Here is an 8507-nt window from a genome sequence, read left to right as displayed (position 1 = left end):
AGGCCAGCTCGTTGCCCAGGTTGTCCACGCGCGCATACCACAGCAGGCTGGCGCGCTGCACCTTCATGCGGTAGCCCAGCGATGCATTCCACAGCGTGTAGCTGTCCGTGGCCCGGTCGGTGGCCGGCACGCGCTTCTGCGCGGCGTAGTGGTCGAAGCCGACGCGCGCGCTCCAGGGCCCGCTGGTCCAGGCCAGCGTGGCGCCCAAACGCACCGGTGCGATGCGCGGCAGCGCCTCGCCCGTGTCGGTGTTGGTGGCACGCACGGCATCGGCACGCCATTCGAGGTCGAGCTTGCCACCGGGCAGCGGGCGCAGGCCGTCGTTGCCCAGCAGGCGCAGGCTGCCGCTGGCCTCGATGCCGGTGAAGCGGGCCCGCACGCCGCGGTAGACGTATTCGGCCAGCAGTTCTTCGTCCAGCGCGGCGGCCAGGGCCTCCTCCGAGCCGCGGACGAAGGACTCGCCCTCGTCGTTGCGCAGCTTGCCCGTGGCCGTGAGGCCGATGTAGTTGCGGAACTTCGACCAGTAGGCATTGACGCGGGCGTTGTGGGCGCCGGACTTCCACTGCGCGCCGATGTCGGCGCCCAGCGAGCGCTCCTTCTGCAGGTTGGCATCGCCCACCTCCCAGGCAGCGGTGGCCACGTGGGGGCCGTTGGCGAAGAGCTCGTAGTCCTTGGGCGCGCGCTCGGTGTAGGCGAGGTTGCCCGTGATCTGCCACTGCGGCGCCATGTTGTAGAGCAGGCCGAAGGACGCACTGTGCGGGTTGAAGCTGCGCTCGCCGATGGCGAAGCGGGTGATCGACGGATCGTCCGGATAGCCCTGCGACGACACCTTCACCCGCTCGGTGCGCGCCCCGAAGCTCAGCCTGCCCCAGGACAGCGGCAGCTCCTCGTACAGGAAGAGCGCGTCGCTGTGCGTGCGGCTGTGCGGCGCGAAGGCCTCTTCGCCATCGGCGGCGAAACGGGTGCGCTCGCTTTGCAGGCCGATCAGGCCCTCGAAGCCCGCGATGGGCCGATGACGCGCCTCGATGCGCAGGTCGTTGCCGTTGTTGGTGAAGGTGGTGCCCGGCGAGCCGCCTTCGTACTCGGTGTGCCTGTAGTCGGTGTGGCTGGCCTTGGCATGGATGCTCGTGAAGAAGCCGCCGGGGCGCCATTCGCCTTCGATGGCCTGGCGTTGCTGGCGCATGCCGATGGTGACGTCGTCCTCGGCCACGGTGCCATAGCTGCTGCGGTAGTCGCTCACCGAGGCGCCGATCCAGCCGGCACCGCCGAAGAACAGCGTGCCGCCCACGGCGCCCCCGCGGCTCTCGGAGGCCGAGTTGCAGATGCGCTTCTGCAGCACGTTGACGCCGCCCTTGCCGCACTCCAGCCAGGTGGGCGCGTTCACGTCGTCGGCATGGCGGCGGAAGGCATCGACATGCAGCGCGAAGCGGTCGTTGCCGCCTTCGAGCACCACGGCGCCGTTGCCTTCCTTGCTGCCGCTGGCGTAGCTGGCATCGGCGCGGCCGCCGAAGCCGTTGATCGGCTCCGTCGGGATGCGGTTGTCGATCACGTTGACCACGCCGCCCACGGCGCTGCCGCCATAAAGCAGTGCGCCGGGGCCGCGCAGCACCTCGATGCGGTCGGTGACGAGGGCGTCGGTGGGCACCGCATGGTCATAGCTCAGGGCCGAGGCATCGAGCGAGGCGCCGCCGTTGGAAAGGATGCGGATGCGGTCGCCGTCCTGCCCGCGGATCGTGGGCCGGCTGGCGGTGGGCCCGAAGTAGGTGCTGGAGACGCCGGGCAGGCCCTGCAGCGTCTCGCCCAGGGTGGACTGCGAGCGGTACAGCAGCGCGCTGCCCGACAGCGCCTCGACCGGCGCGATGGATTCGGCCGCGCCGAGCGGGTTGCCCGTGACGGTGATGGTGCTCAGCGTGGCGCCTTCGGCCGTGGGCTGGGCATGCGCCAGCGTGGACAGGGCAAAGAGAACGGCCGCGCCGATGGCGTGGCGATGGAATTGGGGGGTCATCTGGAAGCACTCGTTGAATTTGAAAGGACGTGCCGCCACGGCCCGCACGGGGCGGTCGCGGCAGCGTCGAGGAAGCACGGGAATTCAGCGAGCGCCGGGTGGACCGCGCGCATCGAAGTGCACGGTCCATCGGTAGATGGCCTGGACGGCGAGGCAGGCGAAGGTGGCCGCAGGCAGCGCCACCGGCAGCAGCACCAGCGGCACGCCCGGCAGGCCGGCGCCGTGCGACAGCACGTCGTACAGACGGCATTCCGCATCGGTCTTGTCCGCAAACAGGGCATGCAGCCAGGCATGGCGCGGCGCCTGGAGGACGGCGCCGTCAGCAGAGGCAGCCGGCTCCGCGGGGGTTCCGGCCGTCGCCTGCCAGGCGGCATGCGGATGGTCGTTCGGCGCATGCAGGGTGCCATGCACAAGGCCGAGCGTCGTCGTCACCCACACTGCGACGAGCAGTGCGAGCGCGACGATGCGTGACGGCCTGGAGCGATTCATCCGCGTGCGTCCCGGCAGATCAGAAGTGCGTGGTCATGCTCACGTACAGGCTGCGGCGGGTGCCGTACTGCGGCGCGCCCACGCCGACGCCCGTGCCGTCGCGCAGCAGGTACTTCTCGTCGAACAGGTTCAGCACCGCGACGCGGCCCACCACGTCGCCGCCGTCCCCGTACTTCCAGGTGTGCGAGTAGGCGGCATTGACCACGGTGTAGTGCGGCAGCGCCGCGCTGTTGGGCGCCCCGCCGTCGGGCGTGCGTCGCAGGCCGCTGCCGTAGATCAGGTCACCGCTGACCTGGTCGGCACCGAAGCGGTAGCTGGCGCCCAACGAGGCGGTGTAGATCTGGTCATGGTCCAGGTACACGTAGTGGTTGGCGATGTAGCTCAGCTCGTCCGCACCGAACAGCGACTGGCTGGACACGATGTTCTTGCCCATCGCCTTCTGGTAGGCCAGGTTGGCATAGGCGGCCCAGTGGTCGTCGCTGTAGCGCGCCGACAGCTCCAGCCCGCGCGCGAAGCCCTGCGCATAGTTGAAGGGCGACAGGATCAGCGCCTGGCCGAACTGGCCTTCGTCGAGCAGGTTGTCGATGTGCTTGTAGTACGCATCGGCGGACAGCGACAGGTGCTCGCCCACCTTCTGGTCCACGCCCACATCGAAGTAGCGCGAGCGCTCGGCCTTCACCGCGTCGGAGTTGGCCACCTCGGGCTGGTTGGTGGTGCCGGTGTAGAGGTTGATGCTCTGCTGCGAGGCCAGCTCCTGCGGCGGCGGCGTGAAGTAGCGCGCGAAGCCGGCATGCAGCGCCGTGCTCTCGGTTGCCGCATAGGCCAGGTTCAGCCGCGGGCTCCACTGGTGCTCCTTGGTGAAGGCGTTCACGCTGTCGTAGCGCAGCCCGTAGTTGAAGGTGAGCTTCGGGTCGATGCGCCACTCGTCCTGCAGGTACAGGCTGGCCAGCTCGCCGGTCTTGCCCGAGTTGTCGTTGATGAGCACCGGCGTATTGCCCACCTGCGCGCCCGAGTCGTCGACCGGGAACACGTTCACCGCGTTGATGCTGCGCGTGTTCGCGCGTGTGTACAGCCCGCCGAAGCGCAGCGTGTGGGCGTCGCCCAGCTTGTACGAGGCATCGGCCTGCAGGCCATTGGACGAGTTGGTGCGCTCGGTGTCCGAGGCGACGCCGTTGTAGATCAGGTCGCCCACCGGGTCGGGCCGGTAGTGCAGGCTCGAATACTGGTGGAAGGCCGACAACTGGAAGTCCAGCGCGCCCAGCGACTTCTGGTACGACAGCGCGACGAAACGCGTGCTCTCGTTCTGGCGCTCGCGCACCTGCGACGAAGGCAGGCCGTTGTAGCCCGAGCCCAGGTCGCTGAAGCCGGCCAGCGAGAAGGCTGGCGTCTGGTTCGGGTTGGTCGGGATCTGGAACTTGCCATCGTAGGTGCCGAACATCAGGCCCAGCCGCGTGTCGTCGTCCAGGTAGTACGAGAAGTTGCCGAAGGTCTTGCCCTGGCGGGTGCGGTCGTTCTGGGCATTGAGCGTGGGCTGCGGGTTCTCGATGCCCTGGCTGTTGCCCACGCCACTGGCCGAGAGGTAGTAGCTCAGGTTGCCCGTGGTGCCGTAGACCGAGCCACTGCCTTCCAGTGTGTCGTGGCTGCCGAGGGTGAAGCCCAGGGAGCCGCCGGGCTTGCCGAAGCCCTGCTTCGTCTGGATGTCGACCACACCGGCGGTGCGCAGCCCGTACTGGGCCGGCAGCGCGCCGGTCAGGTAGGTGATCGTGTCGATGTAGCGGGTGTCCAGCGTCTGGCCGAAGCCGGAGATGCCTTCGGGCAGTTGCACGCCGTTGATGCGGTACTGCACGTTGCCGTGGTCGTCACGTACATGCAGGGAGCCGGAGGCCTTGGAGTCCTTGGCCACGCCGGGCAGGGTGAGCAAAACGTCGTCCAGCGGCGTGGCGTCGCCCTTGCCCAGCGCGCCGATGGCGCTCTGGTCGATGCGGTAGACGGTGGCGCCCGTCTCGGGCGACAGCTCCATGCGCGCCTTCTTGAGGCGCTCGGAGCTGACCTCGACGGTGGACAGCGTCTGGGGCTGGGCCGGCGTCGCCGCGCCGGAAGCGGCATTGCCCGGGGGTGCGGCGTCCTGGGCGAAGGCCGGGGCGCACAGGAGCGTGAGAACGGCAATGCCGACGGCACTGCGAGGGAAATTCTGGTTCATGGGATGTCACTGGCGAATCGATGGACAGGCCTCCACCGCCCACGCAGGTGCGGGCGGCAGGGCCAGGGCTCAGGGAGATTCAGCGAGTGACGGGCGGACCGCGCGCGTCGAAGAGCGCCACCCAGCGCCGCAGGGCCTCGCCCTGCATGAAGGCGAGCACCGCCGCGGGCGGCAGGGTGGGCAGCATGAGCAGCACGATGGTGGGCGTGGCCGCATCGTGCTGAAGCTGGTCCAGGATCAGGCAGAGCGCGCTGCCGTCCTCATGGTCGTCGAACAGGGCCGCCAGCCCATGGTGCGCGGCATGCGCGAAGGGCTCGGCACCATGGGCGTCGGCCGCGTGGCCAAGATGGGGGGCATGCGCCTCGACCGCAACCGCATGCCCGCCACCCGCATGCATGTGCAGGGTGCGGTGCATGAGCCCCAGCGCCGACGCGATCACCAGCACCCACGCCAGCACGATGGCCAGCACAGGCGAGGCAGACGTGCGCAGGAGGCGAGGCGGCATCCAGAGGCGAGGTCGTGCGGGGGGCGGTCGGTGCGGGCCTCAGCCCTTCCTGACCCGCTCGGCAAAGGTCTTGCGGAACTTCTCGACCTTGGGCGCCACGACGAAGGCGCAGTAGCCCTGGTTGGGATGCTTGGCGAAGTAGTCCTGGTGATAGGCCTCGGCCGGCCAGTAGCGCTGCAGCGGGCCGATCTCGGTCACGATGGGCACGCCGCCATAGGCCTGGTGGGCGGCCAGCTCCGCCACCACCTCGCGAACGGTGGCCAACTGGGCCTCGTCGGTGGTGTAGATGGCGCTGCGGTACTGCGGGCCGACGTCGTTGCCCTGTCGGTCGGGCGTGGTCGGGTCGTGCACGACGAAGAAGATGTGCAGGATCTCGCGCAGGTCGATGACCGAGGGATCGAACTGCACCTTGATCACCTCGGCATGGCCGGTGGTGCCGCTGCAGACCTGCTCGTAGGTGGGATGGTCCACATGCCCGTTGGCGTAGCCGGACTCCACGTCCAGCACGCCTTCGACGCGGTCGAACACGGCCTCAGTGCACCAGAAGCACCCGCCCCCGAGGACGATGGTCTGCGGCGATGCGGCTTGGGTTTCGGACATGGCGCTTCTCCTGGGCAAACGGGCGATTGTGCCGTCTCGTCTTGACGCCTGCAGAACCGGCGGCCAATAATTAATAACCAACCGGTCATTAACTTCTTCGCCCTCCCCCTCATGGGTTCCTCTGCCTCCCTGCCCTGCCGACTGCGCGACGCCATGACCGGCGCCAAGCGCGCGCGTCGCAAGGAGGCCCGACCGGGCGAGCTGCTGCAGGCCGCACTCGACCTGTTCGTCGAGAAGGGCTTCGCCGCCACCCGGTCGGAGGACGTGGCCGCCCGCGCCGGAGTCTCCAAGGGCACGCTGTTCCTGTACTTCGGTTCCAAGGAGGAGCTGTTCAAGGCGGTCGTCACCGAGAACCTGGCCGGCCGCTTCACCGAGTGGAACCAGGAGTTCGAGACCTTCGAAGGCAGCAGTCCCGACATGCTGCGCTATGCGCTCAACACCTGGTGGCAACGCGTGGGCAGCACGCAGGTGTCGGGCATCAGCAAGCTGATGATGAGCGAGGGCCGCAACTTCCCCGAGCTGTCGGCCTTCTACCACCAGAGCGTGGTGGCGCCGGGCAATGCGCTGGTGCGCCGGATCCTGGAACGCGGGATCGCCCGGGGTGAATTCCGCGCCATGGACCTGGACCACGCCGTCCATGCCGTGGTGGCGCCGCTGCTCTTCATGATCCTGTGGAAGCACGCACCCGAGGTGTGTGGCGGCACGGCCGCGCTGGACCCGGCACGCTATCTGGCCGCACAGGCCGATCTGCTGCTGCACGGCATGTGCACCCGCCAGGGGCTCGCCGCGGACGGCGGCGCGGCAGGCTCCTAGAATCCCGGGCTTTGTCCGTTCTGCGTCGCCCCGCCCCCACCATGACCGCCTCCCTCGTCACCGATCCCCTGCGCTTCAACATGATCGAGCAGCAGATCCGCCCCTGGAACGTGCTCGACCTCGAGATCCTGGAACTGCTGACCGAAGTGCGCCGCGAAGACTACGTGCCCGCCGCCCACCGCGGCATGGCCTTCTTCGACATGGACATCCCGCTCGGCGACGGCCCCGGCCAGGTCATGCTCTCGCCCAAGATGGAGGCGCGGCTGCTGCAGGACCTGCAGGTCAAGAAGACCGACTCCGTGCTCGAGATCGGCACCGGCTCCGGCTACATGGCCGCCCTGCTTGGCGCCCGCGCCGCCCGCGTGCTGACGCTGGAGATCGACCCCAAGCTGGCCGCCACGGCCGCCCAGACCCTGCAGCGCAACGGCGTCGGCAATGTCGAAGTGCGCCACGCCGACGGCGCCCAGCCGCTGCCCAGCGGCCCGACCTTCGACGTCATCCTGCTCAGCGGCTCGGTCGCCCGCATTCCGCAGAACCTGCTGGGCTCGCTGAACATCGGCGGCCGGCTGGCCGCCATCGTCGGTGACGAGCCGGTGATGCGCGCCCATTTCGTCACCCGCACGGCCGAAGGCAAGTGGGACACCCAGGAGCCCTGGGACACCATCGCCCCCCGCCTGCTGAACTTCCCGGAGCCCTCGCGCTTCAACTTCTGACCGCCACCGAGCGCGCCTTGAGCGTCATCCGTTCGCGCTGAGCCTGTCGAAGCGCCGGGCCGGGACGTCGAAGGAGCGCCAGGGACGGTCTTCCGCCTACCCAGCGCCACCATGATCGACCAAGTCCCTCCCGCCCACCTGCAAGCCTGGTTCGACCAGGCGCCCGACGCGCCGGCCGTGGTGCTCGACGTGCGCGAGCCCTGGGAACTGCAGACCGCCAGCGTGAAGCCCGATGCCGGCTTCATCGTGGTGGCCGTACCCATGAACGAGATCCCCGCCCGCCTGGCCGAGCTCGACCCCGCCCAGCGCATCGCCTGCCTGTGCCACCACGGCGCCCGCAGCCAGCGGGTGGCCGCCTTCCTGGCCCACAACGGCTACGAGCAGGTCGCCAACATCAGCGGCGGCATCGACGCCTGGTCGCAGCAGCGCGACCCTTCCGTTCCCCGCTACTGAGCGGCGCACGCTCATGCGCCCGCTCGTTCTTCGCGCGGTGGCCCTGGCGGCCGCCACGCTGGCCCTGCATGGGCCGGCCGCCGCCCAGAACCTGGGCAGCCTCTACGACGCTGCCCGTGGCTACGACGCCAGCTACCAGGCCGCCCGCGCCCAGGCCGACGCGACCACGGCCCGCGGCGAGCAGGCCCGGGCCGGCATCCTGCCGCAGGTGGGCTTTGCCGCCAGCGCCTCGCGCACCGACTCCGACATCCGCACACCCGTCGGCACCGGGCCGCGCGACTTCTCCACGACCCAGGTCGGGGTGCAGGCCACGCAGGCCATCTACCGTCCTGCCAACTGGGCCAGCTATCGGCAAGGCCAGCGGCAGGCCGCGCTGGCCCTGGCCCAACTGCAGCTGGCCGAGCAGGACCTGATCGTGCGCGTGGGCCAGGCCTATTTCGACCTGCTGTCGGCCGAGGACAACCTGCGCCTCATCCGTGCCCAGAAGGCGTCGGTGGCGGAGCAGCGGGCGACGGCCCAGCGCAACTTCGACGTGGGCAATGCCACGGTCACCGACCAGCGCGAGGCCCAGGCCCGCTACGACCTGGTGGTGGCGCAGGAGATCGCGGCCGAGAACGACCGCCAGGTGCGCCAGGTGGCCCTGGACCAGTTGGTCGGCCGCAGCGGCGCCACACCGTGGGCACCGACCGGCGCAGCGCTGCCTGCACCGCCCCAGCCTGCCGACCTGGC

Annotated in this window: 9 protein-coding genes; 4 read left to right on the top strand and 5 right to left on the bottom strand. The window is 69.5% G+C overall.

The genetic code is table 11. The annotated features are described in order from the left end of the window. The 5 genes from QZ772_RS19895 to msrA form a co-directional block, all read right to left on the bottom strand. The coding region (locus QZ772_RS19895; protein ID WP_295529863.1) for a TonB-dependent receptor at positions 1–2005 on the bottom strand (2005 nt) is incomplete at its 3' end. An 84-nt stretch (positions 2006–2089) separates the two neighbouring features. Beyond that, on the bottom strand, positions 2090–2494 hold the full coding sequence (locus QZ772_RS19890; RefSeq protein ID WP_295529859.1) for a hypothetical protein: 405 nt from the start codon (positions 2492–2494) through the stop codon (positions 2090–2092). Positions 2495–2513: 19 nt separating this feature from the next. Further along, complete coding sequence (locus QZ772_RS19885) at positions 2514–4694, bottom strand: TonB-dependent receptor (protein WP_295529856.1); 2181 nt, start codon at positions 4692–4694, stop codon at positions 2514–2516. Positions 4695–4773: 79 nt separating this feature from the next. Then, positions 4774–5199, bottom strand: coding sequence for a hypothetical protein (locus tag QZ772_RS19880; RefSeq protein WP_295529853.1), 426 nt, complete (start codon positions 5197–5199; stop codon positions 4774–4776). A gap of 39 nt (positions 5200–5238) precedes the next feature. Beyond that, positions 5239–5799 carry a peptide-methionine (S)-S-oxide reductase MsrA gene (msrA, locus tag QZ772_RS19875; protein WP_295529850.1) on the bottom strand — a complete coding sequence of 187 codons (561 nt, stop codon included), beginning with the start codon at positions 5797–5799 and terminating at the stop codon, positions 5239–5241. Between the two features lie 111 nt (positions 5800–5910). On the opposite strand from msrA, the gene QZ772_RS19870 reads away from it, so the two are divergent. The 4 genes from QZ772_RS19870 to QZ772_RS19855 all read left to right on the top strand — a co-directional run. After that, positions 5911–6612 (top strand): TetR/AcrR family transcriptional regulator, encoded by a 702-nt coding sequence (locus QZ772_RS19870; RefSeq protein ID WP_295529847.1) that lies wholly within the window; start codon positions 5911–5913, stop codon positions 6610–6612. Positions 6613–6653: 41 nt separating this feature from the next. Then, on the top strand, positions 6654–7325 hold the full coding sequence (locus tag QZ772_RS19865) for a protein-L-isoaspartate O-methyltransferase (RefSeq protein ID WP_295529845.1): 672 nt from the start codon (positions 6654–6656) through the stop codon (positions 7323–7325). Between the two features lie 111 nt (positions 7326–7436). Beyond that, positions 7437–7778, top strand: coding sequence for a rhodanese-like domain-containing protein (locus QZ772_RS19860; protein ID WP_295529842.1), 342 nt, complete (start codon positions 7437–7439; stop codon positions 7776–7778). Positions 7779–7791: 13 nt separating this feature from the next. Continuing rightward, positions 7792–8507: TolC family protein (locus QZ772_RS19855; protein WP_295529839.1), on the top strand; the 716-nt coding region annotated here is incomplete at its 3' end.

Origin of the sequence: uncultured Pseudacidovorax sp., assembly GCF_913773995.1 — a bacterium.
Lineage (GTDB): Bacteria > Pseudomonadota > Gammaproteobacteria > Burkholderiales > Burkholderiaceae_C > Xenophilus.
Note: the sequence above shows the minus strand (reverse complement) of the source record. Positions and strands in the feature narration are given on the sequence as shown.